Below are 26,512 nucleotides of genomic sequence, written 5' to 3'. Positions count from 1 at the left end.
GGCGGCACCGCGTACCCTAGGGGCGTGACTACTCTCGACCTCTCAGCCTCGTTCAAGGCCTACGACGTGCGCGGAATCGTTGGCGACACCATCACGGAGGACTCCGTCCGTGCCGTCGGTGCCGCCTTCGTGGACGTCCTCGGCCTCGCGGGGCAGACCGTGCTGATCGGCGGCGACATGCGCCCCACCTCCACCACCTTCGCGCGGGCCTTCGCGGAGGGTGCCGCCTCCCGCGGCGCCTCCCCGCAGCTGCTCGGCCTCATCTCCACGGACGAGCTGTACTTCGCGTGCGGCCGCCTCAACGCCGCGGGCGTGACGTTCACGGCCAGCCACAACCCGGCGGGCTACAACGGCATCAAGATGGCCAAGGCCGGCGCCGTGCCGGTGTCCTCCGACACCGGGCTCTTCGACATTCGCGACGTGGCCCAGCGCTACCTGGACGAGGGCCTCCCGGCGTCCGTCGAGTCCCCCGCCGAGCTGCAGGAGATCGACGTCCTCGCCGACTACTCCGCCTACCTGCGCGAGCTCGTCAACCTCGAGGGCATCCGCCCGCTCAAGGTCGTCGTCGACGCCGGCAACGGCATGGCCGGGCTCACGACGCCCGCCGTGCTCGGCGACGCCCTGCTGCCCGCGCTCCCCCTCGAGATCGTCCCCCTCTACTTCGAGCTGGACGGCACCTTCCCTAACCACCCGGCCAACCCGCTGGAGCCAGCGAACCTCGTGGACCTGCAGAAGGCCGTCGTGGAGCACGGCGCCGACCTCGGACTGGCCTTCGACGGCGACGCCGATCGCTGCTTCGTGGTGGACGAGCGCGGCAACGCCGTCACCCCCAGCGCCATCACCGCGCTCGTGGCTCGCCGCGAGATCGCGCGCGCCAAGGCCGCCGGCGAGGACAGCCCGGTGATCATCCACAACCTGATCACCTCGCTCGCCGTGCCGGAGCTCGTGCTGCGTGAGGGCGGCCGCCCCATCCGCACGCGCGTTGGCCACTCCTTCATCAAGGCCGTCATGGCCTCGGAGAGCGGCGTGTTCGGCGGCGAGCACTCGGCGCACTACTACTTCCGCGACTTCTTCAACGCCGACACGGGCATGCTGGCCGCGATGCACGTGCTGGCCGCCCTCGGCGAGCAGGACGGCACGCTCTCGGCGCTGGCCGACGAGTACGAGCCCTACTCCCCCTCGGGCGAGATCAACTCGGAGGTCCAGGACAAGGCAGGCGCCGTGGCGCGCGTGCTCGAGGTCATGGCCCCCGGCGTCACCGAGGGCGCCGGCGCCGTCTCGGCGGATGCCCCGGCCGGCCTGGCCGGCACCGCCGTGAGCGTCGACCACCTGGATGGCACCACCGTGGCCGCCGCCGACGGCGCCTGGTGGTTCAACCTGCGTCCGTCCAACACCGAACCCTTCCTTCGCTACAACGGCGAGGCCAAGACCCCCGAGACCATGGCCGCCGTGCGCGATCTGGTCCTCTCGATTGTCAGGAGCGCAGCATGAGCGAGACCCCCGAGATCCAGCCGAGCGCCGAGGCCGACGCGGCCCAGGACCTGGACGGCGTGCTGGGCACGGCCCTGTCCATCGCCCAGGAGAACCTGGCGCAGATGGGCGGCATCATGCCGTTCGCCGTGGTGCTGGAGAACGAGGCCACCGTGGCCCGCCGCATCGCCGAGAACGACGACGCGCCGGAGGAGGGCGAGCCCTCCCTGCGCATGGTGCTCGTGGAGCCCACGGGCGATGACGAGGACGCCGAGATCGACGGTGGCGTGATCGTGGCCGAGCTGCTCGAGGCGCTGCGTGCCCAGCGCGGCGACCTTGCCGCGGCGGCCGTCGTTTCGGACGTCACCCTGCTGGAGGCCGACACCGACGCGATTCACGTCGAGGCCGTGCACGTGCTCGGCCCCACGGCCGCCCTGGTGCAGCCGTACACGCTCGGCGAGTCCGGCCCGGTCTGGGGCCAGCTGGACGGCGACACCCCCGAGGGCCTCGGCATCTGGGACGACTGATCCCGAGCCGGCCCCGCGGCCGCAACACCCACGCAAAGGGGCCGATCGAGAACACTTCTCGATCGGCCCCTTTCGGCTTTTAGCAACACTGTTCCCTCTTTGGCATCTTTCCCGTACCTTGATGCTGTGGGTTCATCCCACGATCATCATCACTTCACGTTCTTGGGGAATCAGTGAATCCGCCTTCTAAGGCGCGGTGGCGGCGGCGTGAGGCCGAGCAACCGGGGGGAACCGATGTTGCGGCCGATGCGTCCCTGTCCAGCGCGCCCCTTCCTGTCGTGCCCGACGCGGCGCCTGACGCGGTGCCCGAGGAGGCACCGGACGCGGTGCCCCTGACCGGGCAGATCGCGCAGTCTTCGTTCGCGCCCGTCGACCTGCCACGCCCCCAGGGGCGTGCCCCGGCCATCGCCCGCGAACCCTCCTTCTGGGAGACGTTGCGCCCTTCCGAGCCGCACGGCGCACCGGTCCCGGCCCAGACCTTCCCCGCGCACGCCGCACACGCCGCTGACCCGGTGAGCGACGCCCCGAACTTGGCGCCCGGCTACACGGGCGCCGCGGCGCCGCCACGCGCCGTCGTGCATCCGCCCATCCAGGCACCCCGCGAACCCACCCTGGCCCCGGCCAGCTTCGGTTCCACTCCGCTCTACGACGCGCTCGAACGCGCCGCGGCGGACCCCATGCCCCCATCGGCCGAGGCGGACACCGCTGCGGCCCACGCTCCCACCAGCAGCGAGGCGGACCGTCCCCCGCAGCAGGCCGAGACCCCATCAGTCCCGGCCACCGATCCGAGGAAGGATTCACCCACCATGAGCAATCTCGACGAGGCCATCAAGTCCCTGCTGAGCATCGAGGGCGCCACCGGCGCCGCGATCGTCGATGTCTCCAGCGGCATGGCCCTGGCGCAGGGCGGCAACCCCGGCTTCGACCTGGGTGTCGCCGCCGCCGGCAACTCCAATGTGGTCTCCGCGAAGCTGCGCACCATGCGCGATCTGGGCATCAAGGATGAGATCGAGGACATCCTCATCACGCTCTCCTCGCAGTACCACCTCATCAACATCCTCAACACGAAGGAGACGAGCGGCCTGTTCATCTACCTCGTGCTTGATCGCAACTACGCCAACCTGGCGCTCGCGCGTCACAAGCTCAAGGGCGTCTCCGCCGAGGTCTCCATCTGAGTCCCGGCGTGCCCTGACGGGGCCGTCCCGCTCGCCGCTCGCGCGGCACGCGGGGCGGCCCCTTTGCCGTGTGGGAGCGGACCGGCCCCGCGGGCCCCGCTTCCTCCGCACAGCACGACGACGCCCGCGCACCTGGGGTGCGCGGGCGTCGTCGAGCGGTGGCGAGGGTCTCTGCACCCGCCCAGCGGGCCGCGTCAGCGGGCCCGGCGGGCCGTCCCGGAGTAGATCGCGTGACCGAGCATCTGGGCGGCGAGCGAGTCCTCGTCCACGTCCTGGTTGGCGGCATTGACGACCACGCGGCCCTCGCGCATCACCACCACGCGGTCGGCCCACTGCATGACCTCGGAGAGGTCCGTCGTCAGGACCACCACGGCGGCGCCCTGAGCGGCCATGCTGCGCAGGACCTCGAAGACCGTGCCGCGGGAGACCACGTCGATGCCGCGCGTGGGGTGCACCCGGACGAGCAGCTCGTGTCCGGCCTCCATGCGCCGCACGAGCGCCGACTTCTGGCGGTCGCCGCCGGAAAGCGGCTCGACGCCCTGCGTGATGTCGGTGGTGCTGATGCGCAGCTCCTTGACGAGCTCGATCATGCGCCGGGCGCGGCGGATCTCGCCCTGCAGGTTGCCTGCCTTGCCGGCCTGGTCCACGAGGCGGCCCTCGTCCTCGTCGAACTGGTCGGGCAGGTATCCGATCCCGAGCGCGTCGGAGCCCTTGAGGAAGTCGAGGGGCCAGCCCTCGCGCAGCACCGTGCCGCTGTCCACCATGCGCTGGGCGCCGAGCACCTCGGCGACCTCCCGGGCGCCCGAGCGCGGCGCCCCCACGAGGGCCGTAATCTGGCCGCGGGAGAACTGCAGGGAGACGTCGTCGAAGGCGCCCTTGACCCCGGCCGAAACGAGCTCGATGGCCGGGGCGGCCCCGGAGACGGGGGCGAGCGGATCGGGGCGCGTCGGCTCCTTGTGCGCGGCGTCCAGCAGGCGCGCGAGGTCGTGAACGTTGGTGTTGCGGGCGCTGCGGGCGCCGGTGATCTTGCCGTCGTTGAGGAGCACCACGCGGTCGGCGATGGAGAGCAGCTCGTCCAGGCGGTGCGTGATGTAGAGGACGCCGCGGCCCTGACGGACCAGCTCACGCATGACGTGGTGGAGCACCGCGATCTCGTGGTCGGCGAGCGTGGCGGCGACCTCGTCCATGATGACGAACTGGGCCTCCTCCGCGAGCATGCGGGTGACCTCGACGAGGGCCTGTGTGCCGCGATCCAGGTCGCCGATGCGCGCGTCGACGTCCAGGTCTACGCCGGCCTCCTCGACGAGCTCCAGGGCGCGCTCGCGCAGCTCCTGGTGGCTCTGCCCGGCGCGGAAGGTGTTGGCGAAGAGGACCTCGGTGACCCGCTTGGTGGGGTCCGGCGCGAAGTTCTGGACGATGAGTCCGATGCCGGCCGCCTGCGCGGCGGCGGGCGAATCCGGCTCGAAGCGTTCCCCGGCAAGCAGGCGCTCGCCCGTGCTCGGCTGGATCATGCCGGCGAGCACGCCAACCAGGGTCGACTTGCCGGCGCCGTTCATGCCGATGAGGCCGACGACCTCGCCGTGCCCGACCCCGAGATCGACGCGATCCAGGACCTTTTTGTGGCCATACGACACCGAAGTATCGGTGGTGGTCATGAGACTTTCCACGTTCGTCCCCCCCGGATCACGTGTTCTCTAACAGGTTCGTGACAGCAGTCACACGGCGTGAGATTATCACGCGCGCCGCCCGCACGCGCGTGGGGCCCCTTCTGCAGTTTCCTGCGGAAGGGGCCCCACTGTGGTTCAGGCGGTGCGGATCAGCGACCCAGGCGCGCGGTGAGCTCGTCGAGCTCGGTGCGCAGGGAGGCCGGGAGGGAATCGCCGAAGCGGGCGAACCACTCCTCGATGCCCGGCAGCTCGGCGCACCACTCGTCGACGTCCACGTGCGTGGCCTCGGCGACCTCGTCCTCGCTCAGGTCCAGGCCCTTGATGTCCAGGGAGCCGGCGGCGGGCACGAAACCGATGGGGGTGTCCACGGCGTCGGCCTTGCCCTCGAGGCGCTCGATGGCCCACTTGAGCACGCGCGAGTTCTCGCCGAAGCCCGGCCAGGCGAAGCCGCCCTCGGAGGTGCGGCGGAACCAGTTCACCAGGAAGATCTGCGGCAGCTGATCCTCGGCCAGGTGGGAGCGGATGGAGTCCCAGTGGTTCAGGTAGTCGCCCGCGTCGTAGCCGATGAAGGGCAGCATGGCCATGGGATCGCGGCGCACGAGGCCCACCTGGCCGGCGGCGGCGGCGGTGGTCTCCGAGGAGAGCGTGGAGCCCATGAAGACGCCGGAGGTCCAGGAGCGGGCCTGGGTCACGAGCGGCACGGTCGTCTTGCGGCGGCCGCCGAAGAGGATCGCGTCGATCTTGACGCCCTGCGGGTCGTTGTACTCGTCGGAGAGCATGTCGATCTGGGCGATCGGCGTGCAGAAGCGCGAGTTCGGGTGCGCGGCGGGACGATCGGACTCGGGGGTCCAGTCGTTGCCGAGCCAGTCGGTGAGGTGCGCAGGGGTCTCGTCCGTCATGCCCTCCCACCACACGCCGCCGTCGTCGGTCAGAGCGACGTTGGTGAAGACCGAGTTGCCCTTCTCGATGGCGCGCATGGCGTTGGGGTTGGTGGACCAGCCGGTGCCGGGGGCCACGCCGAAGAGGCCTGCCTCGGGGTTGACCGCGCGCAGCTCGCCGTTGGCGCCGACGCGCATCCAGGCGATGTCATCGCCCAGGGTCTCGACCTTCCAGCCCTCGATCGTGGGGTCCAGGAGCGCGAGGTTGGTCTTGCCGCAGGCCGACGGGAAGGCAGCTGCCACGTGGTAGTCCTTGCCCTCGGGCGAGGTCAGCTTGAGGATCAGCATGTGCTCGGCGAGCCAGCCCTCGTCGCGGGCCACCACGGAGGCGATGCGCAGCGCGAAGCACTTCTTGCCGAGCAGGGCGTTTCCGCCGTAGCCGGAGCCGTAGGAAACGATGGAGCGCTCCTCGGGGAAGTGAACGATCCACTTCTCCGGGTTGCAGGGCCACGGCACGTCGGCCTGGCCGGCCTCGAGCGGGGCGCCCACGGAGTGCAGGGCCGGGACGAAGAAGGACTGCTTCTCCTCCAGCTTGCGCAGCACATCGGTGCCGATGCGCGCCATGATGCGCATCGAGGCGACGACGTACTCGGAGTCGGTGATCTCCACGCCGAACTTGGGATCCTCGGCGTCGAGGTGGCCCATGATGAAGGGGATGACGTACATGGTGCGCCCGCGCATGGCGCCGTCGAAGAGGCCGTTGAGCTTGGCCTTCATCTCGTTCGGCTCCATCCAGTTATTGGTGAAGCCGGCGTCGCGCTCGTTGACGGAGCAGATGTAGGTCTGCTCCTCGACGCGGGCCACGTCGCTCGGGTCGGAGAACGCCGCGAAGGAGCCGGGGAACTTCTCCTCGTTGAGCTTGATCAGCGTGCCGGCCTCAACGAGCTGCGCGGTCAGGCGATCGTTCTCTTCCTGCGAGCCGTCGACCCAATAGACGCGGTCAGGCTTCGTGAGGGCCGCGACTTCCTCGACCCACTGCGCCAGCTTGGCGTGCGTGGTCGGGGCGCTGTGCCCGGAATCCTGGACCTGGCGATCGGCGATCGTCGTCATTGAACAATCCCTCCATTGGGTTCGTCGGTGGATCGATCGTAGGGCCGGGGCCTGGGCGGGCGCTGGCCGTGGCTGCGAGCCGGATCACAGGATGGGGGCTTCGCGAGACATCTCCGGTTCAACTTCCGCGGAATCACGGGAAACTCTCCCGCTCGCTTCGTGACTAAGGTCACATAGACCGGTATATCTGCCGCCCGTTCGTGGCGCGTCATGTCCAGCGAGAGGCGACCTCGATTTGGCCCCCGAGCGGGCAAGCATGTAAGGTTGATCGAGGTCGAGCAACCGCCACGGCGGAAGCAAAGATCATGCGCCCATAGCTCAGCTGGATAGAGCGTCTGTCTACGGAACAGAAGGTCAGGGGTTCGAATCCCTTTGGGCGCACCAATCACGAGGACCTACTCGCATCGAGTAGGTCTTTGCGGTTGAGTGAGCTCGTCTCGAGTTTGCAAACTGCGCCCATAGCTCAGCTGGATAGAGCGTCTGTCTACGGAACAGAAGGTCAGGGGTTCGAATCCCTTTGGGCGCACCAAGAGAAAAGGCCGGTCCTCGCGGACCGGCCTTTTGCTTTGCCCGGGCCTCAGGCGCGCCGCGCGCCTGAGCCAAACGCACGACGTCGGGCGCTCGCCTCGCGCCGGCCCGACACCCTAGGCGCCTGGGCGCCACCCGTCCGGCTCAACCCTCCCGCGGGGGAACGAGGTACTCGAGGAGCTTCGCGTCACGCCCGTCCAGCGTGGCCCACTCCCCCGGCACCTCGAAGACCGCCAGGCCGGCCGTGGGATAGTCCCAGGACGCCTCCATGATCGCCTCGGCGTCGGAGTCCGGGCTGGCGAGCCGCAGCACGACCTCCTGCACGGCCGGCTGGTGCGCCACCACGATGAGCGTGGACACCGTCTCGGGCGTCTCGTTGATGCTCGCCAGGACGCGCGAGGCCGGGGCGTCGTAGAGCCGCTCGTCCAGATAGGCGCTGGGGGCAGCCTCGCCGAGTCGCGAGGCCACCCACGCGTACGTGGCGCGCGTGCGCCGGGCGTCGGAGACCAGCGCGCCGTCGGGCAGGAGCTCGCCGCGGCGGGCCAGCAGATCGCCGATCCAGCGGGACTGCACCCCGCCGCGTTCGGTCAGGCCGCGCTCGCGGTCGGGGGTGCCCCACGGCGCCTCCGCCTTGGCGTGGCGCAGGATCAGGAGCGTGTGGCGGGCGGGGGTGGACATGAACCCAGTCTACGAAACGGCGCACCAACGCCACGGGCCCCGCCCGGCGTGCAGCCGAGCGGGGCCCGTGAGGATCCGGGGGCGTCCCCGGAAAGCATCAGATGGAGTACTCCGGGGCGGCCCAGACGGTGACCTCGGGGTGCTCGTAGAAGCGGTAGCCCTGGCCGCGCACGGTGCGGACCGTGTTGGAGAGGCGACCGAGCTTGGCGCGCAGGCGACGGATGTGGACGTCGATGGTGCGCTCGTTCGGGATCTCGTCCGCGCCCTTCCACAGGTTCTCGAGGAGCTCCTCGCGACCCACGGTGCGCGTGCCGTTCTCCACGAGGTAGTTCAGAAGCTCGAACTCCTTGTAGGTCAGGTTCACGACCTCGCCGTCCAGCTGCACCTCGCGGCGGGACAGATCGATGAGGACGCCGGAGGCGGCCGGGGCGTGCTGCGACTGGCGCTGGAAGGTGCGCGGGGCGCGGGAGACCGTGGGGTCACCCAGGGCCTGGCGGACGACCTCGAGATCGGCGCCCGGGGCGCCGGCTGCGGCCAGTGCCACGGCGGCGTGCGTCTGCGCCTCGGGGGCCAGGGTCTGCAGGAAGCCGCGCACCTGGGTGGCGAGCTTGGTCAGTGAGGTGCCGGCGGCGGCGGCCGCCGCCTCGTCCAGGCCCACATAGAGCACAAAGCCGCGAGCCTTGGTGTCGCCCACGCGCTCCGGGCCCGGGCGGGACTGGCTCAGCACGGCGGCCGGACCGGCCTGCTGCGTGCGTGCGGTAACCTCGGGAGACATGGGCGTGACGCCCATCCCTGCGGCCTGCTGCTGCCAAGCGGCCTGACGGCGAGCGGCGGCCGCTCGGGTCTGCGCGTTGCGGACGGAGATGTGGACGTATCCGGCGTTCGTGCTCATGCTGCTACCTCAGGGGATCAGGGTGCCTTGCGGCGTCGAATGGGGCGGGTCAGCCGCGCTCAGTGCGCGGCGTGTGCATTCGACAGCGGCGACCATCGCGGGCGGGGACTCCCGTGATCGATGGCGTCGTGTGCTGCTTCACACGTGTCATCATGCGCGTAATAAAGCGTCCACGCAAGGGTGCATTATGCATTTGTCTCGCATGGTGAGACATGGGCTACAGATTGTGATACAGGCCACATTCCGGGGGGATTGTGAAGGAACGGCTTGATATCGGCCCGGATATGCCCCTCTGAGCCGCCAGGTGACCCCTCGAGCCAACTCTCGAGTAACTTCTCCATCCAGAGAATTCCCAGCCTCGATCGCATATTCATGCAGGCCGCCGAATATCTAGGCCGCCACACCTTGACTCGCGCCGGCCCCTCGTGTAACGCATGACACATAGCCGCTTCACAGCATCGTGACAGGATGACCCCACGTCCCACAGAGAAGGTGAATCCATGAGCACCTCACGTTTTTCCCCCCAACAGCTTCCCCGCCTCGAGCACCCGGATGGATCCCCCATCCGCGCCCTCGTGGTGGACGACGAGCCCTCGCTCGCCGAACTGGTCGGCATGGGCACCCGCATGCTCGGCTGGGACGTGACCGTGGCCCATGAGGGACAGGAGGCCGTTCGCCAGGCCCGCGTCATCACGCCGGACGTCCTGGTCCTCGACTGGATGCTTCCCGGCATCGAGGGACCCGAGGTGCTGCGCCGCGTGCGCGCCTTCCTTCCCGACGTCCCCGCCCTCTTCCTGACGGCCAAGGACACCGTGGACGACCGCATCGAGGGCCTCGCGGCCGGCGGCGACGACTACGTCACCAAGCCCTTCAGCCTCGAGGAGGTGCTCCTGCGCCTGCACCGCCTGGTCCAGCGCTCCGGCGCCGCCACGGCGGATGAGGCCGAGCTCGTCATCGGCGACCTCACCCTCAACACCGACTCCCGCGAGGTCAGCCGCGGTGGCGACTCGATCCAGCTCACCGCCACCGAGTTCGATCTGCTGCGCTACCTCATGGAGAACGCCCGCCGCGTGGTCTCCAAGCCCCAGATCCTCGACGCCGTCTGGAACTACGACTTCGGCGGCCAGGCCAACATCGTGGAGCTCTACGTCTCCTACCTGCGCAAGAAGATCGATGTGGACCGCGAACCCATGATCCACACGGTGCGCGGCGCCGGCTACGTCCTGAAGCCGGCCTCGGCGTGAGCCCCAGCGCTCGCCCCGTTCCCGGCGAGCAGCTGCCCGTGGCACCACCGGCCCCGACCGCGGCCCCGACCGCGGCCCCGGGCGCTTCCGCCCCCGGCACCCCGGCGCACGGCACCCAGGCCGAGCCGGCGTCGTCGGGCCTTGATCGCAGCTTCGCCCCCGCCAAGGCGTGGGACACCCTGCGCCGGCAGCGTCCCCTGTCCCTGCGATCCCGGCTGGTGGGCATGCTGCTCATCCTGCTCATCGCCGGCTTCGCCGTGATCGGCGGCGTCACCCACGCCTCCATGGCCGCGCGCCTGAACGCCCAGCTCACGGAGGACCTCAGCAATGCGGCCCAGCGCGTGATCGGCCAGATCAAGCGCCAGTTCTCCCCCAACGCCCCCAGTGATCCCACGGGTCAGCAGCAGCTCGGCACGCTCAGCGCGCTCTACCTGCAGGGCAACACCTCGTTCGCGCCGAGCTACACGGACCCCAAGAACCCCGGCCGGGACTCGATCGCCCTCGGCGCCTCTGACACCGAGCAGATCGAGCGGCTGGCCTCCGGCGCCACGAGCTCGCTGACCGTCGACCGCCGGCTCGAGATCGGCGACTACCGCGTGCTCGTCCAGCCCGTGACGCTGACCTTCGGCAACGGGAGCGTGGTGCAGGGCGTGCTGGTGGTCGGCCTGCCGCTGGACGAGGTCCGCCGGACCCTCGGCACCCTGGACCTGTCGATGATGCTCGTCTCGCTCGGCGGGATCGTGCTCATCGGCACGCTCGGCACCGTGCTCATCTCCCGCGCCCTGCGCCCCCTGGCCCGCGTCTCCGCCGTGGCCTCGGCGGTCGCCGAGCAGCCGCTCGAGAAGGGTGAGGTGGACGTTGCCGTGCGCGTCGCGCCCGAGGACGCCATTCCGGGCACCGAGGTCGGCAACGTGGGCGCCGCCCTCAACTCCCTCCTCGACAACGTGGACGGGGCACTGGAGGTGCGTGCCCGCTCCGAGGCCCGCATGCGCCGCTTTGCAGCGGACGCGAGCCACGAGCTGCGCACTCCGCTCGCCGCGATCCAGGGGTACTCCGAGCTCATCGGCGCCACCGAGGCGCTCTCCGACGACGGCGACCGCTCGCTCGGCCGCGTGCGCGAGCAGACCCGGCGCATGACCGAGCTCGTGGAGAACTTGCTGCTCCTGGCCCGCCTGGATGAAGGCCGCACCCCGGCCTCCGAACCCGTGGATCTCACGCGCCTGGCCGTTGACCTCTCGCGCGACTTCACGGTCGCCGCCAAGGATCACCGCTGGAAGCTGGAGTTCGACGCCGAGCATCCGGTGCTCGTGACGGGCGACGAACCGCAGCTGAACCGCGTGCTGCAGAACCTCATGTCCAACGCGCGCAAGCACACCTCGGACGGCACCACCGTCACGGTGGGCGTGGGCACCACGGCAGACGGCCAGGCCCTGCTGACCGTGACGGACAACGGCGAGGGCATCGACCCCGAGTTCCTCGACAAGGTCTTCGACCGCTTTGCCAGGGCCGACGCCGCCCGCTCGGGTTCCCTGCCCACCACGGGCCTGGGCCTGTCCATCGTGAAGGCGATCGTGGACTCCCACGGCGGGCGGATCTCCGTGGAATCGGAGCCCGGCCGCACGCGCTTCTCCGTGCGCCTGCCGCTCGCACCGTAGCCTCCGGAGGCCTGACCGACAGGGCGCGGGGTCGATGACCCCGCGCCCTGTCGCGCCTCCTTCGCGCCCCTTCGGCCGGCACGGCGAGCCCGGCCCGGCGAGCCCGGCCCGGATCCACCGCTCAGGCACAAGCACTCGCATCCTCATTCACATCACTGCTGATCAAGGTAAGTGGCACATCGCCCACCGCTTCACGACCAGCAGACGAGGAGGCATCCGTGCTCCCCACCCCAGCGGCTTCCGCCCCCACCACCAACGCTGACCCGGTGCCCTTCCCGCCGCCCCTTCCGGCGGCGAGCGCCCACGTCGGCCAGCCCGCTGGCCGGCACAACGGCCAGCAGGCCGACGCGGGCACCACCCACGAAACCCCGCCACGCGCCGTCGTGCTGGTTGACGTGGTGGTCCCGGTCTACAACGAGGAACGCGACCTCGAGGCCTCCGTCCGGCGCCTCGACGCCTACCTGGCCGGGCTCTACCCGGCGGGTGGGCCCGGCTACCGGATCACCATCGCTGACAACGCGAGCACCGACTCCACACGGGAGGTCGGCGCGGCGCTGGCTGCTTCGCTCCCCCACGTGCGGCTCCTGCACCTGGAGCAGAAGGGCCGCGGCCGCGCGCTCCGGGCCGCCTGGGGCGGCTCCGACGCAGCGATCCTCGCGTACATGGACGTGGATCTCTCCACGGGCCTGGACGCCTTCCCAGCCCTCGTGGCCCCGCTGCTGTCCGGGCATTCGGACGTGGCGATCGGCTCGCGGTTGGCGTCCGGCGCGCACGTGCGGCGCGGCCCCAAGCGCGAGTTCATCTCCCGCTCCTACAACCTCCTGCTCCACGGGAGCCTGGGCACCGGCTTCTCCGACGCTCAGTGCGGCTTCAAGGCCATCCGGGCCGACGTCGCCAAGCGGCTGCTCCCGCTCGTCGAGGACGAGGCCTGGTTCTTCGACACCGAGCTGCTCGTCCTCGCCGAGCAGGCGGGACTGCGCATCTCCGAGGTCGCCGTGGACTGGGTGGACGATCTGCGCTCCTCCGTCCGCATCGCCGGCACGGCGTGGGAGGACGTCAAGGGCGTGGCCCGGCTCTCCTGGGGCTTCCTGCGCGGGCGCATCCCGCTGTCGGAAATCCGGCGGGAGCTTGGCCGCGACCCCGAGCGGGACGAGGAGCGCGGGCTCTCGTCCCACCTCGTGCGCTTCGGCGCCGTGGGCATAGCGTCCACCCTCGCGTACCTGCTGCTCTTCGCGCTCCTGCGCGGGGCGCTCGGCGCACAGCTCTCCAACTTCGTGGCGCTGCTCGTCACGGCCGTCGCCAACACGGCGGCCAACCGGGCATTCACCTTTGGCGTGCGCGGCCGCGCCGGCCTCATCACGCAGCACCTGCAGGGGCTGATCGTGTTCGGCATCGGCTGGGCCCTCACGGCGGGGGCGCTCGGCGTGGCCCACGCATCAGGCTGGCACGGCGCGCGGGAGCTCGCGGCGGCCGTGGCCGCCAATCTCCTCACGACCCTCGTGAAGTTTGTCCTCTTCCGGCAGTGGGTCTTCGCCCGCCCGGAGAACCCGACCCGTTCGGCCGGTGCTCAGGCGCCGACCGCCCTCACCGAGGAGCAAGCATGAGCACCACCCTCCCGGCCGGTTCCCCGGCCCCCGGCAGCCCCGCCGGGTCGGGGCACGACCCCTCCGCGTACCTGGCCCCCGCGCCCACGGCGCCCGCCCCTCCCACGCACGGGGCACCGGGCGTCGCCGGGGCTCCCGGCCAGCCCCTCGGCGCCGTGCCTTCACCTGCCCGACGCCGCCCGCGCCCCGTGGGCGCGTTCCTCACCTCCCGCTCGGAGCGGCCCACGCTGGCCCAGCGCGTGAGCCTGATCGCCCTGGTGCTCGGCACCGGCGTGCTGTACCTGTGGAACCTGGGCATCAACGGCTGGGGCAACGCCTTCTACGCCGCGGCCATCCAGGCCGGCTCCCAGGACTGGACGGCGTTCCTCTTCGGCTCCTCGGACGCCGGGAACTCCATCACCGTTGACAAGCCACCCGCCTCGCTCTGGATCCCCGCCCTCTCGGTGCGACTCTTCGGTCTCAGCTCCTGGTCCATCCTCGTGCCGGAGGCGCTCATGGGCGTGGCCTCGGTCTGGCTGCTCTACGCCACCGTGTCCCGCGTGAGCGGCCGCTGGGCCGGGCTCCTGGCCGGCGCCGCGCTCGCCACGACCCCCGTGGCGCTGCTGATGTTCCGCTACGACAACCCCGAGGCGTTGCTCACCCTGCTCACGGTGGCCGCTTGCTACGCCACGGTCCGCGCGGTGCAGGCCAGCACGCCGGCGGCGGCGGCCGCGGCCCGCGCCGAGGCCAAGGCCACCCGGCCCCGCTGGCGCCGGCCGCTGGGCCCCGTGGGCTGGCTGGTCCTGACCGGTGTCTTCATCGGCTTCGGGTTCCTGACCAAGCAGCTGCAGGCAGTGGTGGTCGTCCCCACGCTCGCCCTGGCCTACCTGCTCGCGGCCCGCGTGGGCTGGGGTCGGCGCGTGCTGCACCTGCTGGCCGCGGCCGCCGCCATGGTGGTCTCCGCGGGCTGGTGGGTGGCGCTCGTGGAGCTCTGGCCCGCGGATTCCCGCCCCTACATCGGCGGCTCGCAGAGCAACTCCTTCCTCGAGCTGACCTTCGGCTACAACGGCCTGGGCCGCCTCAACGGCGAGGAGGAGGGCTCCGTCGGCAACCAGTGGGGCACCCCGGGCCTGCTGCGCCTCGTCTCTGGCAACTACGTCTCGCAGATCTCCTGGCTCCTGCCCGTTGCTGTGCTGCTGTTCGTGGGGGCGCTCGTCATGATGGTGCGCTCGCGGGCCTGGCGCAGCGACGCCGGCCGCGCCCGGATCGGGGCGTTCATCGCCCTGGCCGGCTGGCTGGTCGTGGAGGGCCTGACCATCTCGCTCATGCAGGGCATCACGCACGAGTACTACACGGCGATCCTCGCCGCTCCCGTGGCGGGCGTGGTGGCGATCGGCGCCGCGTGGCTCTGGGAGAGCGGCGGCTGGGGCGCCTCGATCACGCTCGGCCTGGCCGTGGTCGTCGCCGCGCTGACCGGCTGGTGGGCGCTCGCGAGCGCCGGCTGGGGCGTCTGGTGGGGCGGCGTGGCCACCGCCCTGGCGCTCGTCGCGGGCCTCGGCGTGGCGCTGCGGCCGCTCCTGCGCCGCCGTGACGCGGTGAGCTGGGACCGTCCGGTCGGCTACGACGGCGGCGTTCCCGCCGCTTTCGCGCCCGACGCCGCGGCGGCCGGTTCGGGGGCCGGCGCCGGTCACGGGTCAGTCGGCCTCGCGGCCGGACACCCGGGCGGCGCGGCTCCGGGCGGCGCCCGCCGCTGGGCTCCCCGGCTCCTGGCCGGGGCCGCTGGCCTCGCCGTGCTCGGCGCCCTCGGCGCGCAGAGCGCGTTCGCCGCCTCCACCACCACCGTGGCCAAGACCGGCTCCATCGTCTACGCCGGACCGAGCGATCGGATGGGCATGGGCGGCGGCCGCGGAGGGGGCCCCGGCGGGCAGGGCGGCTTCGGCGACCAACGCGGCGGTCAGGGCCCCAACGGCCAAGGAGGCACGCCCCCGGCGATGCGGGGCGGCCAAGGTTTGCCGGGTCAGGGCTCGACCGGCCAGGGGACGTCCGGCCAGAACGGCACGGGATCCAACGGTGCCACCGGCCAGGGCGGCTTCGGCGGCTCCGCCGGACGCGGCGGCATGGGCGGCGGCGCGGGAGGCCTGCTCGGCGCGTCCGCCCCGGGCACCGAGATCGTGAAGCTGCTGCAGGAGAACGCCGGCGACTACCGCTGGGCCGCCGCGACCACCGGCTCCCAGAACGCCGCCGGGTACCAGCTGGCCACGCAGGCCTCGGTCATGCCGATCGGCGGCTTCAACGGCACCGACCCGTCCCCCACACTCGAGCAGTTCAAGGCATACGTGGAGCAGGGAGAGATCCACTACTACCTCGCCTCCGGCTCCGGCCTGGGCGGCGGGCGCGGTGGCTCCGACGGCACCTCCTCGCAGATCAGCAGCTGGGTGCAGGAGAACTTCACGGCCACGACCGTGGACGGCGTGACGGTCTACGACCTCACCCAGCCCGCCGGCTGAGGCGAGCCGGGGGCCGGCCCGGCCACCCGCCGTCGGGCACTCATCACAGGAAAGGGGCCGCGCACCGGTTCGGTGCGCGGCCCCTTTCGTGGGTCCTGAGGGACTACTCGGCCAGGCCGTAGAGGCGGTCGCCAGCGTCGCCCAGGCCCGGGGTGATGTAGGCCTCGGGGGTGAGTCCGTCGTCCAGGGCGGCGACCACGAGGTGCACGCGGTCGTCGTCGCCGTGGGCCTCTTCGAGGCGGGCCACGCCCTCGGGGGCGGCGATGAGGCAGATGCAGGTCACCGAGTCGGCGCCGCGGTTGAAGAGGTACTTAATGGACTCGACGAGCGTGCCGCCCGTGGCGAGCATGGGGTCCACCACGAAGACCTGGCGGCCCGTGAGGTCATCCGGCAGGCGCTCGGCGTAGGTGATGATGTCGAGGGTTTCCTCGTTGCGCGCCATGCCCAGGAAGCCCACCTCGGCGGTGGGGACCAGGCGGGTCATGCCCTCCAGCATGCCGAGGCCGGCGCGCAGGATCGGGACGACGAGCGGGGTGGGCTTGGCGAAGGCAGTGCCGACCGTGGTGGCGACGGGCGTCTCAACCGTGATGGGCTCCGTGCGGACCTCGCGGGTGGCCTCGTAGGCCAGGAGCGTGACCAGTTCGTCGGTCAGCTGGCGGAACACCGGCGAAGGGGTGTTCTTGTCTCGCAGGACGGTGACCTTGTGGGCCACCAGGGGATGATCAACGACCTGTACGCGCATGGGGGACATTCTACCGCCGCGCGGCCCGATACGGTGGGGGTTATGAGCTCGCTGACACCGCCCACCGGGGCCGAGGCCTGGATGGAGGCCGCCCTCGCCGAGGCGCGTGCCGCCGGTGCGGCCGGGGACGTGCCGATCGGGGCCGTGGTGACGGGGCCCGACGGCGAGGTGTTGGGTGTCGGACGCAACATCCGTGAGGTGCACGGGGACCCCACGGGTCACGCCGAGGTGGTCGCCTTGCGCGACGCTGCCGCGACCCTGCGCGAGCGGGGGGACGACGACGGCTGGCGGCTCGAGGGCTGCACCCTCACCGTCACGCTGGAGCCGTGTGCTATGTGCGCGGGCGCCATCGTGCTCGCGCGGGTGCCGCGTGTGGTGTTCGGCGCGTGGGACGCGAAGGCCGGTGCCGCCGGTTCGGTGTTCGATGTGCTCCGCGAGCCGCGCCTGAACCACTGGGTTGAGGTCTACTCCGGGGTGCGCGAGGACGAGTGCGCCTCGCTGCTGCACGAGTTCTTTGCCGCACACCGGCGCGGGGCCGAGGGCTGAATCCGGCCCGCCTCCGGGTTCTCGCGCCTGTTACTTCAGCGTAGGCACCGTTTTACACACTCTGTCATTTCCCACGGTTCACCCAGCCTGTTTCCAGCTTCGCTCCGTAGTGTTGAAGGCACCTCAAGGGTGCGAGTGGTGTTGAAGCCCCGACCGGTTCGCCGGCCGGGGCTTCACAGCGTCCGGGGGTCAATGAGGGCGTGTGAGTCACACCCGGGACGCCCCGGTTTGGGACTCACCCGCCCTGTGCCGTAGAGTAATGAGGCCTGGTGACGTGTCCGAGCGGCCGAAGGTGCAACACTCGAAATGTTGTGTACGGTAATCCCGTACCGTGGGTTCAAATCCCACCGTCACCGCGTTTGCGAAGGGCCCCGAATCTCATTGAGATTCGGGGCCCTTCGGCTTTGTCCGGGGGACGTTGTGGCCGCCTGCGGCGCAGCCTACCGGGTGTTTTGCATCCTGTGCCGTGGTCCCTGTTCACGGGGCCGGCCACGGGCGACCCCGGACGGCCACCGCTGGCGAGCTCTCAGGTGCCGACCGAGAAGCCGCCATACCCCTCGACGGCCGGCCAGGCCACTTCGTCCCTCCGTTTCCCCTGATGCGGCGGCATAGCCTGCCAAGGGCGCTGGTCTGGGGTCTCGGCATGCGCGCGCTCCGGCATAGGCCGAGAGTCGCTCGCGTCTCGTTCGCCGCGGCCGGGGACAGCCGAGGGAGGAAATCGTGAGGTCCTACGCTGAGGCTAGGCCGAGTTCGGAACGGATCTCCTCACCGGCGGCGCGCATCAGCGCGAGCACGCCGTCGCGGGCGTCCACCCCCCGCTCCCATTCGGCCAGCACCGCGTACGCCACGCGTCGGGTAGGCGTCATGACCAGACCCATGTCTGCACGGACGGTGGAGATGGTTCCGGTTTTGTTCCAGAGCCACACATCGCGGTCGAAGTAATAGTGCGCCAGCGGGTCCAGGTTGAAGGCGGAGGCAACCATAGACAGATCCATGCCTGCGCCCAGCCAGCGTTGGAGAGTGTCCGTGGAGGACGCGCTCAGGTCCTCCCCCATCGCCGTGCGACGAACGAACCGCACCAGGTCAGCGGCCGTAGAGTGGGACAGTGTCCTGGGCGCCCCGGGCGGCAGCGGCCAGCGCACCACGTCGTCAAGCCCGGAATCCAGGTACCCCAAGGCCTTGGTGTGCTGCTGCACCGTGTCCAGCCCCACCACACGGGCCAGCGTGTTGGTTGCGGCGTTGTCGCTCACCGCGCCAATCAACGCGGCCACGTCGTACAGCGACAGCGAATCCTGCTGCAGCAGGTACCAGAGCCCGGAATTGTCCATCCATTCAACGGGCCGCCGAATGGCGCGGTCTTCAAGGCTGCGGGTCCCAGCGTCCACCTCGGTGAGCAGCCGATGCAGCAGGAAGATCTTGCCCACGCTGGCGGTATCAAGCGCCAGCCCCGGCTGATGCGAGAACAGCTCCGCGCCGGAATCAACGTCCACGGCCAGCGCGGAGAACCGCACGCCGTCCAGGGACCCAAAGTCCACACTCATGCCGCCACCCGCTCGCCCCGGGCAAACGCAGAGAGCCACCCGGCCCACACCTCACCGCTGCCCTGCACCCAAATGGTGTCCGCTGCGGTGTCCACCACGCACGTTGCGAAGGTGTAGATGTCCTCGGAGCGGTTCAGCACCCCGGGCGCGCGCAGCGCCGTGAGCACATCGGCGGCGGAGCGCACGGAGGGCGCCGCGGAGACCAACGCCCGCAGGCGGCCCTGGCTCTCTCCGAGCCACTCGTCGTCAGCCGCAACGGCCAGCCCGTCCTCGGTGCCGTCCACCAGGCGCAGGTGGTTGGTGTGCAGCAGCGCGCCGCCCTCAGCGGGCGCATCGGACGCCGCAGCAACCGCGGATGCAACGGAGTACCGCCCCGCCACGTTCTCAATGAGATCTCCCCGCCCCAGCGCATCCGCCACGTCGAACGCGAAGCCGCCGGCGCACGGGACGGCGGAGAGCACCGCGCGGGCCACCACGCCTTCCTCCTGCCGCTGGGCGCGGCGCGCCACGAAGTGCCGCCCGCAGCCCTCTGTGTTCGGCACGGACACGGGGACGTGGTCCATGCCGAAGCTGAGGCCGGCGGAGGTGGTGACGAAGGAGTTGGCGGGGAGCATGCCGGGGTACCAGACCACGGTCATGGACGGGTCGCCGTCGATGACCAGCGTGATGAGCCGGATGGCGCCCTCCAGATCGCCGTCGCCGTCCTCGTTGTGGCCCATGACCACGCCGGTTTCGGTGACGGCGCAGACGTCGGAGCAGCCGGTGCCGTCGCGGCCCAGATCGCCGCGCAGGTTCAGCGCCCAGAGTTCCCGGACGGGCACGCCGGCGCCCTCTGCGATCCACGTCAGTTCCTGGGCTTCCAGCGGCAGGCGCGCCGTGGTGGCCTCAACGATGGCCTCGAACCGCTCCTTCGCGGCCCCGGCGGTGCGCTCCAGGAGCCGCTGCCAGGCGCCGGTTTCGCGCTCCCGCCACGCGCGGATGGGTGCGGCGTGCAGGGCCCCGAGGGCGCGCATGACGTCCTCGCGGGTCCCGCTGAGGCGGGTCCATTCCAGCCCGGAGACGGGTTCAAGATGCTCGACGGCGGCGGTCACCAGGGTGCCTCCGCTCGCTCCGCGCCGGTCACGTAGGCGCGGATCTGCTCGCCGATGGCGCGCATGGCGTCAACGGCGGGGGCGCGCAGGTCCTCGGAGGCGCCTTTCCAGTTGGCGGCCACGGCGTAGGCCACGGCCCCGGCGGGGCCGGACACGTGGCCCACGTCGATGCGGGCCACCGAGGTGGAGCCCGTCTTGTGGCGCAGCACCATGCCCTGGTATTCCGGCTCCACGTGGGCCAGCGGGTCAAGCAGGAACGAGTCCGCAAGCATGGAGGTGTCGGTGTCCGCTGCGAGCCACTCCATGACCTGCGCACTGATCTCCGGGGAGAGGATCTCGCCGGCGCCCAGGCGGCGCATCAGGTCGGAGAGCTCGGAGCCCGTGCCGAAGGACGGCGTCCACGGCATGTCCTCGGTGCGCTCGTCCCGGATGTAGTCAAGCAACGAGGTGTCGGTGTAGCCCAGGAACGGGGCCATGCCCTGCACCACCTCGAGGCCGCAGAGGGCGATGAGGGCATTGGTGGCGAGGTTGTCGCTCACCGCACCCACCAGCAGCGCCGCGTCCCACACCGTGAGCCGCTGATCCAGCATGCGGTACAGCAAGCCGGAGTCCGCCACGCGGTGCTCCTCGGGGATCTCGATGCGCTGGTCCGGGGCCAGCTCGCCCTCCACCAGGCGGCGGGCCACCTCGATGAGCAGGAAGACCTTTCCCACGCTTGCCGTCTCGCACACTGTGTCCGGGGCATGGGAGACAAGCACCCGGCCGTCCGCGGCGTCCAGCACCTGCAGAGAGAACGTGATGCGGGGATCGAACGGGGGCAACTGCAGGGACATCAGCGTCCTTCCAAGACGGGTTCCGCCGGCCAGGCCGTGCGGCGATCAACAAGCGTGCGCAGCACCAGGGAGCTGCGCGTGTGGGACTGGAGGCTGGCCCGCAGGGAACTCAGCAGCTCCTCCAGTTCCTGGACGCCGGCCACCCTGACCAGCGCCACGTGGGAGGCCTCGCCGGTAACGGCCCAGCAGGCCGCTACCCCGGGCTCGTCCTCCAGGATGCGCCCCACCTCGTCGGCGTGTTCCGGCGCCGGGACAACCTCCACGAGGGCCTCCACCGTGGGCCCAAAGACCTCCGGCGCAATCTCGGCGCGGTAGCCGCGGATGGCCCCGACCTCCTCCAGCCGGCGCACGCGCGCCTGCACGGCGGAGGTCGAAAGGCCCGCGGCAGCGGCGAGCGTTGCCAGCTTGGCCCGCCCATCCGAGGCCAGGACGCGAAGCAGCAGACGGTCAACGTCCGTGTGCGTGGCTGCCCGCATCAGCCGCGCCCGCCCGCGGAGCCCGCGCCGGCGTCGGGCACCAGGAAATCCCCCGCGCCCACGGTGAGCCGCGGAGCGCCCTGCGCCGGGGCAACCAGGACGCCGTCCACGTTCAGGGGGATGCTCAGCGCCTCGGGGTCGTGTCCGAAGCCCTGCTCCCACAGCACCGGCACGCCAAGGTGACCCAGGTACTCCTCCATGAGCGCGCGGATGGCCTCCGGCTCGCCGCAGCGGAACCAAGAGCCCAGCACAAAACCGCTTGCAGCATCCAGGCGACCGAAGCGCTGCAGCTGCAGCAGCAGGTTGTCCAGGCGGTAGATCTCCTCGTCGATGTCCTCGAGGAAGCACAGCGCGCCCTGCGGCACCGCGGACTCCACGGCGCCCACGGCCGCGGACATGAGCGAAAGGTTGCCGCCCGTGAACCGCCCGGACGCCTGGCCCGGAACCATCACCTCGGTGGCCGCGCCAATGATCTCGCGGCCACGCCACGGCTCCATGAGCCACCGCTGCACGTCCGGGCGCACCGTGGTGGCCTCGTTGAAGACGTCGTTGCCGGCCATGGGGCAGAACAGCGTGGGCACATCCAGGTGGAAGCGGAAGGCCTCATGCAGCGCCGTGATGTCCGAGGACCCGGTCAGCAGCTTGGGACGGCCGTCGCGGCGCAGCGCGTTGGCTCGCATGAGCTCCCAATCGATGCCATCCAGCAGGCGCATGGCGCCGTAGCCGCCGCGAATGCACACGATGGCGTCCGCGTCCGGATCGCACCACGCCTGAACGAGGTCCGCACGGCGGCCCTCGTCCGGGCCGGCCAGGTACGAGGCGCGAGGGTGCGGATCCAGCACGTGCTCCCCCACCACCACGTTCAGGCCCCAGGCCTCGTAAAAGGCAACGGCCCGCTCCAGGGACTCCTTGGAACCCAGGCCGGACGGGGACACGAATCGCACCGTGTCGCCCGGCTTCAGCGGCGCCGTGTCCAGGTAGGCATGACGGTCGACGCCGGTGGTTGCGGGGGCGCTCACGCGCGGGCCTCCTCGATGCTTGGCGCCGCGGCAAGCAGGCGCTTGGTGTAGGCGTGCTGCGGGTTCAGTAGCACCTCCTCGGTGGGGCCCTGTTCCACGATCTCGCCCTGGTACATGACCGCCACGGTGTCCGCGATGTTCCAGGCCAGGCCCAGGTCATGCGTAATGACGAGGGCGGTGAGGCCCAGGTTCTTGCGCAGGTCAAGGAGCAAGGAGAGGATCTCGCCGCGCACGGAGGCGTCCAGCGAGGCCACGGGCTCATCAGCGATGAGCATCTGCGGCTGCACCGCGAGCGCGCCAGCAATGACCACGCGCTGACGCTGGCCGCCGGAGAGCTCCTGCGGGATGGCACCGAAGTACTTCTCCGCCGGGATCAGCTCCGCCTCCTCAAGGGCTGCCTTCACCCGGGCGCGCTCGTCGCCCTGGTAGCGCTGCACGCGCAGGCCCTCGGCCACAGACTCGTACACGCTGAGCTTGGGGTTCAGCGCCGCCGAGGGATCCTGCAGTACCAGCTGGACCTCCTTGCGGAAGTCCTTCAGCGCCTTGCCCTTGGTGGGAAGAGCCTTGCCCGCGAAGGTCACGGCGGAACCGCCATCCGCTGCCTGCAGGCCCAGCAGCGTGCGGGCCAGCGTTGACTTGCCGGAGCCGGACTGGCCCACCAGCGCCATGATCTCGCCGCGGTGCAGATCCAGGCTCACGTTGTTCACGGCCCGCAGCGAGTGACCGCCGGTGTGATAGGTCACGTTCAGCCCGCGGGCCTGCAGCAGCACCTCGTCACTCTTGGCAAACGTCTGGGCGTTGGGGTCCCTGGGGGTTTGCTCACGGCGGGTGACGGGCTTCATGCGGGAGGCCGGGTCACCAATCACCGGGAAGGCCGCCGCCAGTTGCTGCGTGTACGGCTCCTTGGGGTCGGTGCAGATCTGGTACGAGGGCCCCACCTCCACCAGTTCGCCGTTGCGCATCACCGCGATGCGCTCACACGCGGTGGCCAGCACCGAGAGGTCGTGACTGATCATCAGCAGCGAGATGCCACGCTCCGTGACCAGTTGGTTGATCATGTCCAGGATCTGCTTCTGAACAATCACGTCCAGAGCGGTGGTGGGCTCGTCCGCGATGATGATGTCCGGCTCGCAGGCCAGCGCCATCGCGATCATGGCGCGCTGCTTCTGCCCGCCGGAGAGCTCATGCGGGAACGAATCCGCCTTCTTGGCCGGCAGGTCAACCGTGGCAAGCAGCTCCTTGACGCGCTCCTTGCGGGCCTTCTCCGTCTTCCACTTATCCGTGATGTGCAGCTCCAGGGCCTCCAGGATCTGCCAGCCCACCGTGCGCACCGGGTTCAGCGAGTGCATGGCGCCCTGGAACACGATCGAGGCCTCCGCCCAGCGCACCGCGCGCAGCTTGCCGAAGGACAGCTCCGCCACGTCCGTGTCGCCCATCATGACGCGGCCGGAGAGCTTGGCGCTCTTGGGCAGCAGGCGCAGGGCGCTCATGGCCAGCGTTGACTTGCCGGAGCCGGACTCGCCGGCCACGCCCAGCGTGCCGCCGGCGGGAAGGTCAAGGCTGATGCCCTTGACCGCAGGCACCTCTCCGCGGTCGTTGCGACCGGAGGTGCGGTAGGTGATCGAAACGTTCTCAAACTTCAGATCCGGCATGACTCAACGGCTCCTCAGCGTGGGGTTGACGATCTGCTCAACGGCGCGGCCGACGAGGGTAAAGGCGAGCACCACCAGGACGATGGCGATGCCAGGGACCAGCACGTACCACCAGTAGCCACTGGTGGCAGCGGAGACGTCCATGGCGTTCTTCAGGATGGTTCCCCAGGACTGCAGGGTGGTGTCACCCAGGCCCAGGAAAGATAGCGTCGACTCCGAGATGATGGCCGAGCCCACCGTCAGGGTGGTATTGGCGAGCACCAGCGGCATCACGGCCGGGAGCAGGTGCTTGACGATGATGTGCCAGTGCCCGGCACCCAGCACGCGGGAGCGCTCCACGTAGTCGCGGGACTCCACCGAGAGCGTCTGCGAGCGAACCACGCGAGCCGTGCCTGCCCAGGAGGTCAGGCCAATGGCGATGACGATGGTGAGCACGCCGCGGGACAGCACCGAGGAGAGCACGATGGCCAGGATCAGCGAGGGCAGCACCAGGAAGAAGTCGATGATGCGCATGACCAGACCGCCGGTCCAGCCGGTGAAGTGGCCGGCGGCGATGCCCATGATGGTGCCGATGACCATGGACATGATGGTGGCGGCGAAGCCAACAATCAGGGAGACCTGGGCACCCCAGAGCATGCGGACCCAGAGCTCACGGCCCTGGTGGTCCGTGCCGAGCGGGTGTTCCCAGGACGGCGGGGCGAAGCGGGGGGAATCCAGCAGCTGGGTGACATCCAGCATGCGGGACGGGGCGATGAAGGGCGCCAGGGCGGCGGCCACAATCACCACGGCCAGGAAGATGAGGCCAACCATGCCGGCCTTGTGGTGGCTGAACTCCTTGCAGAATCCGGCGAAGGCCGCGCGGCGGCGCTGCCAGACGACCTGGCGGGCGCTAGCCGTGCCAGCGGGCGTTGCGGTGGTGGGGGCGTTGGAGATACTCATGCGCGCTTCACCCTCGGGTCGAGCTGGCGGTAGATGAAGTCTGCTAGCAGGTTCATCACGATGATGATGGCCGAGAACACCACGAAGGTGCCCTGCAGCAGCGGGAGGTCCGGGCCGCTAATGGCCTCGAAGGTGAGCTTGCCCAGCCCCGGCCACGAGAAGACCTTCTCCACGGTCACGGCGCCGGCGATGAGGCCGCCGATGTGCATGAAGACGAGGGTCACGGTGGGGAGCAGGGCGTTGGGGACGGCGTGCTTGCTGCGCACCAGGTCCTCACGAAGGCCCTTGGCGCGTGCCGTGGTGAGGTAGTCCGCGCTCATCTCCTCCATGAGGGAGGCTCGCATGACCATGAGGTACTGCGCGTAGACCACCGCAACCATGGTGATGACCGGGAGCACCATGTGGCTTGCCACGTCCGCGGCGTTCGCCAGGAAACCGTCCGGCGGATTGGGGCTGTGCATGCCGGCGGTGGGGAACCAGTGCAGGGTGCCGCCGAAGACCATGAGCAGGATCAGCGCCAGCCAGAAGGTGGGGACAGACCAAAACACCAGGGCGATGCCGGAGTTGGCCTTGTCGAAGAACGAGCCGTTCTTCCAGGCCGCCTTCTGGCCCAGCCAGAGGCCCAGGGCGATGGCCAGGATGGCCGCCGTGCCCGTGAGCAGGACCGTGTTCCAGAAGTACTGGCCAATGAGGTCCGAGACGGACTGCTTGTACACATAGCTGGTGCCGAAGTTCAGCGTGAAGACGTTGCCCAGGTAGTCAACGAACTGGCCCCAGAGCGGCTTGTTCAGGCCCAGCGACTCACGCAGGGCCTCCATCTGTTCCGCGGACATGGGCTTGTCCTTGGCCATGGCCTTCACCGGATCGCCCGGCAGAATCTTGAAGGCGAAGAAGCCAAGCAGGATCACCATGACCATGCTGATGGCGGCACCGCCCAGCTTGGTGCCAAAGTACTTCAGCGCCGAGGTATTGCGGGTTGGCGTCTCCGCCGCTTCTTCGACGATCACCGCCCCCGCTGGGGGCACGGCGTTGGTCATGTTGTTCTCCTTGTTCCTGCTCCTGCTCATGTGCCTGCAAGCGCCGGGTGTGGGGCGGGCAGCCGCCCGCCCCACACCCGGGAAGGTGGAGGACTACTCCACGTCGGAGATTTTGCGGCGACGCAGCAGGAACACCACGACACCGGCAATCACCACAACGCCCACCACCACACCGGCCACCACGAGGCCGGTGTTGACGGCGCCGCCGCCGGCGGTGGAACCCTCAACGCGCTCCACGGAGAGGAAGCCCCAGTAACCAGCCTGGTTGGCGATGATGCCGCCCTCCTTCGGCATGAGGCCGAAGTTGGTGAAGCGATCCGAGCGGTAGGCTTCCAGGCCGTTGGCGTACCACGTGGCCACCTGCACGGTGTCCTCGTAGTTCTGGGCCAGCATCTGCTGCACCAGCTCCTGACGCTTGGTCTCATCCATCTCGGAGTGCTGCTTGTTGTAGAGCTTGTCGAACTCTTCGTTGCAGTAACCGTCCTGCGTGGTGCCGCCCGTGCCGTCCGTCTTGGTGGGCAGGTTGAAGCAGGTGTTGATGCCCAGCTGGTAATCCGGGTCCGGGTTCACCGACCACCCGGAGAAGTACATGTCGTAGTCACCCTCAGTGGACTTCGTGGAGATGGTGTCGCCATCGCTCGACTGTGACGGCGCTCACTGAAATTCCTCGGTTCTGCTCATCGAAATTCCCCACTCTGGGTCGCTCCGCCGCATGAGGCGGG

Annotated in this window: 22 protein-coding genes and 3 tRNA genes; 11 read left to right on the top strand and 14 right to left on the bottom strand. The window is 70.1% G+C overall.

The window, feature by feature from the left end; translation table 11 throughout:
- Positions 1 to 24 precede the first annotated feature (24 nt).
- The 3 genes from DWB68_RS10510 (at position 25) to DWB68_RS16755 (ending at position 3,172) form a co-directional block, all read left to right on the top strand.
- Complete coding sequence (locus tag DWB68_RS10510) at positions 25 to 1,491, top strand: phosphomannomutase/phosphoglucomutase (protein WP_233548742.1); 1,467 nt, start codon at positions 25 to 27, stop codon at positions 1,489 to 1,491.
- Positions 1,488 to 1,997 carry a hypothetical protein gene (locus tag DWB68_RS10505; protein ID WP_119425094.1) on the top strand — a complete coding sequence of 170 codons (510 nt, stop codon included), beginning with the start codon at positions 1,488 to 1,490 and terminating at the stop codon, positions 1,995 to 1,997. The genes DWB68_RS10510 and DWB68_RS10505 overlap by 4 nt, the downstream gene beginning before the upstream one ends.
- 278 nt (positions 1,998 to 2,275) lie before the next feature.
- The gene (locus tag DWB68_RS16755; protein ID WP_233548741.1) at positions 2,276 to 3,172 is read left to right on the top strand and encodes a hypothetical protein; all 897 of its coding nucleotides are present in this window, start codon (positions 2,276 to 2,278) and stop codon (positions 3,170 to 3,172) included.
- A 194-nt stretch (positions 3,173 to 3,366) separates the two neighbouring features.
- Here DWB68_RS16755 and DWB68_RS10495 read toward each other — a convergent pair whose 3' ends face one another.
- On the bottom strand, positions 3,367 to 4,827 hold the full coding sequence (locus DWB68_RS10495; RefSeq protein ID WP_119425093.1) for an ATP-binding cassette domain-containing protein: 1,461 nt from the start codon (positions 4,825 to 4,827) through the stop codon (positions 3,367 to 3,369).
- A 161-nt stretch (positions 4,828 to 4,988) separates the two neighbouring features.
- The gene (locus DWB68_RS10490; protein WP_119425092.1) at positions 4,989 to 6,827 is read right to left on the bottom strand and encodes a phosphoenolpyruvate carboxykinase (GTP); all 1,839 of its coding nucleotides are present in this window, start codon (positions 6,825 to 6,827) and stop codon (positions 4,989 to 4,991) included.
- Positions 6,828 to 7,134: 307 nt separating this feature from the next.
- Here DWB68_RS10490 and DWB68_RS10485 point away from each other — a divergent pair.
- Together DWB68_RS10485 and DWB68_RS10480 are read left to right on the top strand one after the other, a co-directional pair.
- A tRNA-Arg gene (locus DWB68_RS10485) sits at positions 7,135 to 7,211 on the top strand.
- Positions 7,212 to 7,279: 68 nt separating this feature from the next.
- Positions 7,280 to 7,356, top strand: a tRNA-Arg gene (locus DWB68_RS10480).
- Positions 7,357 to 7,499: 143 nt separating this feature from the next.
- On the opposite strand, the gene DWB68_RS10475 is transcribed toward DWB68_RS10480, so the two are convergent.
- Positions 7,500 to 8,033 carry a SixA phosphatase family protein gene (locus tag DWB68_RS10475; RefSeq protein WP_119425091.1) on the bottom strand — a complete coding sequence of 178 codons (534 nt, stop codon included), beginning with the start codon at positions 8,031 to 8,033 and terminating at the stop codon, positions 7,500 to 7,502.
- Between the two features lie 97 nt (positions 8,034 to 8,130).
- Positions 8,131 to 8,925 (bottom strand): winged helix-turn-helix domain-containing protein, encoded by a 795-nt coding sequence (locus tag DWB68_RS10470; RefSeq protein ID WP_119425090.1) that lies wholly within the window; start codon positions 8,923 to 8,925, stop codon positions 8,131 to 8,133.
- A 500-nt stretch (positions 8,926 to 9,425) separates the two neighbouring features.
- Between DWB68_RS10470 and DWB68_RS10465 the strand changes: the two genes are divergently transcribed.
- From DWB68_RS10465 to DWB68_RS10450, 4 genes are all read left to right on the top strand, one after another.
- Positions 9,426 to 10,169: a response regulator transcription factor gene (locus tag DWB68_RS10465; RefSeq protein ID WP_119425089.1), complete on the top strand. Its 744-nt coding sequence runs from the start codon at positions 9,426 to 9,428 to the stop codon at positions 10,167 to 10,169.
- Positions 10,166 to 11,824, top strand: coding sequence for a sensor histidine kinase (locus tag DWB68_RS10460; RefSeq protein WP_233548740.1), 1,659 nt, complete (start codon positions 10,166 to 10,168; stop codon positions 11,822 to 11,824). Before DWB68_RS10465 ends, DWB68_RS10460 begins: the two co-directional genes overlap by 4 nt.
- Before the next feature lie 218 nt (positions 11,825 to 12,042).
- Positions 12,043 to 13,428, top strand: a complete 1,386-nt coding sequence (locus tag DWB68_RS10455) for a glycosyltransferase (RefSeq protein ID WP_233548738.1) — start codon at positions 12,043 to 12,045, stop codon at positions 13,426 to 13,428.
- Complete coding sequence (locus DWB68_RS10450; RefSeq protein WP_119425088.1) at positions 13,425 to 15,914, top strand: glycosyltransferase family 39 protein; 2,490 nt, start codon at positions 13,425 to 13,427, stop codon at positions 15,912 to 15,914. Before DWB68_RS10455 ends, DWB68_RS10450 begins: the two co-directional genes overlap by 4 nt.
- Positions 15,915 to 16,017: 103 nt before the next feature.
- Here the strand turns inward: DWB68_RS10450 and upp are convergent, their stop codons facing one another.
- Positions 16,018 to 16,656 (bottom strand): uracil phosphoribosyltransferase, encoded by a 639-nt coding sequence (upp, locus tag DWB68_RS10445; protein WP_119425087.1) that lies wholly within the window; start codon positions 16,654 to 16,656, stop codon positions 16,018 to 16,020.
- Between the two features lie 42 nt (positions 16,657 to 16,698).
- Between upp and tadA the strand changes: the two genes are divergently transcribed.
- Both tadA and DWB68_RS10435 read left to right on the top strand, forming a co-directional pair.
- Entirely contained in the window at positions 16,699 to 17,202 is a 504-nt protein-coding gene (tadA, locus tag DWB68_RS10440) for a tRNA adenosine(34) deaminase TadA (RefSeq protein WP_119425086.1), read from the top strand.
- Between the two features lie 268 nt (positions 17,203 to 17,470).
- Positions 17,471 to 17,558 (top strand) — tRNA-Ser (locus DWB68_RS10435).
- Between the two features lie 372 nt (positions 17,559 to 17,930).
- Here the strand turns inward: DWB68_RS10435 and DWB68_RS10430 are convergent.
- From DWB68_RS10430 to DWB68_RS10390, 9 genes are all read right to left on the bottom strand, one after another.
- Positions 17,931 to 18,743 carry a serine hydrolase gene (locus tag DWB68_RS10430; RefSeq protein WP_119425085.1) on the bottom strand — a complete coding sequence of 271 codons (813 nt, stop codon included), beginning with the start codon at positions 18,741 to 18,743 and terminating at the stop codon, positions 17,931 to 17,933.
- Positions 18,740 to 19,834: a C45 family autoproteolytic acyltransferase/hydolase gene (locus DWB68_RS10425; RefSeq protein WP_119425084.1), complete on the bottom strand. Its 1,095-nt coding sequence runs from the start codon at positions 19,832 to 19,834 to the stop codon at positions 18,740 to 18,742. Before DWB68_RS10425 ends, DWB68_RS10430 begins: the two co-directional genes overlap by 4 nt.
- On the bottom strand, positions 19,831 to 20,667 hold the full coding sequence (locus tag DWB68_RS10420; RefSeq protein ID WP_199700432.1) for a serine hydrolase: 837 nt from the start codon (positions 20,665 to 20,667) through the stop codon (positions 19,831 to 19,833). Before DWB68_RS10420 ends, DWB68_RS10425 begins: the two co-directional genes overlap by 4 nt.
- The gene (locus DWB68_RS10415; RefSeq protein WP_119425082.1) at positions 20,667 to 21,143 is read right to left on the bottom strand and encodes an Lrp/AsnC family transcriptional regulator; all 477 of its coding nucleotides are present in this window, start codon (positions 21,141 to 21,143) and stop codon (positions 20,667 to 20,669) included. The genes DWB68_RS10420 and DWB68_RS10415 overlap by 1 nt, the downstream gene beginning before the upstream one ends.
- A complete protein-coding gene (locus tag DWB68_RS10410; RefSeq protein WP_119425081.1) occupies positions 21,143 to 22,162 on the bottom strand; it encodes a S66 peptidase family protein in 1,020 nt (339 codons plus the stop codon). The genes DWB68_RS10415 and DWB68_RS10410 overlap by 1 nt, the downstream gene beginning before the upstream one ends.
- Positions 22,159 to 23,814, bottom strand: coding sequence for an ATP-binding cassette domain-containing protein (locus DWB68_RS10405; protein WP_119425080.1), 1,656 nt, complete (start codon positions 23,812 to 23,814; stop codon positions 22,159 to 22,161). Before DWB68_RS10405 ends, DWB68_RS10410 begins: the two co-directional genes overlap by 4 nt.
- Before the next feature lie 3 nt (positions 23,815 to 23,817).
- Positions 23,818 to 24,753, bottom strand: a complete 936-nt coding sequence (locus tag DWB68_RS10400) for an ABC transporter permease (RefSeq protein ID WP_119425079.1) — start codon at positions 24,751 to 24,753, stop codon at positions 23,818 to 23,820.
- Positions 24,750 to 25,790, bottom strand: a complete 1,041-nt coding sequence (locus DWB68_RS10395) for an ABC transporter permease (RefSeq protein ID WP_119425078.1) — start codon at positions 25,788 to 25,790, stop codon at positions 24,750 to 24,752. The genes DWB68_RS10400 and DWB68_RS10395 overlap by 4 nt, the downstream gene beginning before the upstream one ends.
- A 93-nt stretch (positions 25,791 to 25,883) precedes the next feature.
- Positions 25,884 to 26,381 carry a hypothetical protein gene (locus tag DWB68_RS10390; RefSeq protein ID WP_199700431.1) on the bottom strand — a complete coding sequence of 166 codons (498 nt, stop codon included), beginning with the start codon at positions 26,379 to 26,381 and terminating at the stop codon, positions 25,884 to 25,886.
- Between the last annotated feature and the right edge of the window lie 131 nt (positions 26,382 to 26,512).

The organism is Galactobacter valiniphilus (assembly GCF_003575975.1).
Classification (GTDB): domain Bacteria; phylum Actinomycetota; class Actinomycetes; order Actinomycetales; family Micrococcaceae; genus Galactobacter; species Galactobacter valiniphilus.
Note: the sequence above shows the minus strand (reverse complement) of the source record. Positions and strands in the feature narration are given on the sequence as shown.

Coding starts and splice junctions, on each gene's coding strand:
- DWB68_RS10505 (WP_119425094.1), top strand. CDS start 1,488: ATGAGCGAGACCCCCGAGATCCAGCCGAGCGCCGAGGCCGACGCGGCC.
- DWB68_RS10495 (WP_119425093.1), bottom strand. CDS start 4,827: ATGACCACCACCGATACTTCGGTGTCGTATGGCCACAAAAAGGTCCTG.
- DWB68_RS10430 (WP_119425085.1), bottom strand. CDS start 18,743: ATGAGTGTGGACTTTGGGTCCCTGGACGGCGTGCGGTTCTCCGCGCTG.
- DWB68_RS10465 (WP_119425089.1), top strand. CDS start 9,426: ATGAGCACCTCACGTTTTTCCCCCCAACAGCTTCCCCGCCTCGAGCAC.
- tadA (WP_119425086.1), top strand. CDS start 16,699: ATGAGCTCGCTGACACCGCCCACCGGGGCCGAGGCCTGGATGGAGGCC.
- DWB68_RS10450 (WP_119425088.1), top strand. CDS start 13,425: ATGAGCACCACCCTCCCGGCCGGTTCCCCGGCCCCCGGCAGCCCCGCC.
- upp (WP_119425087.1), bottom strand. CDS start 16,656: ATGCGCGTACAGGTCGTTGATCATCCCCTGGTGGCCCACAAGGTCACC.
- DWB68_RS10490 (WP_119425092.1), bottom strand. CDS start 6,827: ATGACGACGATCGCCGATCGCCAGGTCCAGGATTCCGGGCACAGCGCC.
- DWB68_RS10420 (WP_199700432.1), bottom strand. CDS start 20,667: ATGTCCCTGCAGTTGCCCCCGTTCGATCCCCGCATCACGTTCTCTCTG.
- DWB68_RS10470 (WP_119425090.1), bottom strand. CDS start 8,925: ATGAGCACGAACGCCGGATACGTCCACATCTCCGTCCGCAACGCGCAG.
- DWB68_RS10405 (WP_119425080.1), bottom strand. CDS start 23,814: ATGCCGGATCTGAAGTTTGAGAACGTTTCGATCACCTACCGCACCTCC.
- DWB68_RS10395 (WP_119425078.1), bottom strand. CDS start 25,790: ATGACCAACGCCGTGCCCCCAGCGGGGGCGGTGATCGTCGAAGAAGCG.
- DWB68_RS10390 (WP_199700431.1), bottom strand. CDS start 26,381: ATGTACTTCTCCGGGTGGTCGGTGAACCCGGACCCGGATTACCAGCTG.
- DWB68_RS10475 (WP_119425091.1), bottom strand. CDS start 8,033: ATGTCCACCCCCGCCCGCCACACGCTCCTGATCCTGCGCCACGCCAAG.
- DWB68_RS10400 (WP_119425079.1), bottom strand. CDS start 24,753: ATGAGTATCTCCAACGCCCCCACCACCGCAACGCCCGCTGGCACGGCT.
- DWB68_RS10415 (WP_119425082.1), bottom strand. CDS start 21,143: ATGCGGGCAGCCACGCACACGGACGTTGACCGTCTGCTGCTTCGCGTC.